The organism is Streptosporangium amethystogenes, assembly GCF_000721075.1.
Taxonomy (GTDB): Bacteria; Actinomycetota; Actinomycetes; order Streptosporangiales; family Streptosporangiaceae; genus Streptosporangium; species Streptosporangium amethystogenes.
This window is the reverse complement of record NZ_JOEQ01000169.1, coordinates 1-359: the sequence shown is the minus strand read 5'-3', so window position 1 is coordinate 359 and position 359 is coordinate 1. Positions and strand designations below refer to the sequence as shown.

The 359-nt window shown below is 71.0% G+C and carries 1 protein-coding gene; it reads left to right on the top strand.

Features of this window, described 5'->3' with window-relative positions:
- Window positions 1-5: 5 nt before the first annotated feature.
- Window positions 6-359, top strand: a 354-nt coding sequence (locus IG98_RS54565; protein WP_281178622.1) for a phosphopantetheine-binding protein, incomplete at its 3' end; no start/stop codon positions are given.

Here is a 359-nt window from a genome sequence, read left to right as displayed (position 1 = left end):
TCGATCTGGGTGGGGACAGCATCGTGGCGATTCGGTTGGTGGCTCGGGGGCGTGCGGCGGGGGTGGTGTTCTCGCCTCGGGATGTGTTCCGGTATCAGAGCGTGCGGGAGTTGGCCGCGGTCGCGGTCGAGGAAGGGCAGCGGCGGGGCGAGCCGGAAGACGCGGGGATCGGGAGGTTCCCCGAGACCCCGATCATGGCCTGGTTGCGCGACCTGGCCGGGCCGACCGGTGACTTCAGCCAGACGGTCGTCCTGCAGGTCCCTGCCGGGCTGGGGCTGGACCGTCTGACGTCGGCGGTGCGGGTGGTGCTGGATCACCATGACGTGCTGCGGCTGCGGGTGTCGGCGGAGGGGGGGTAT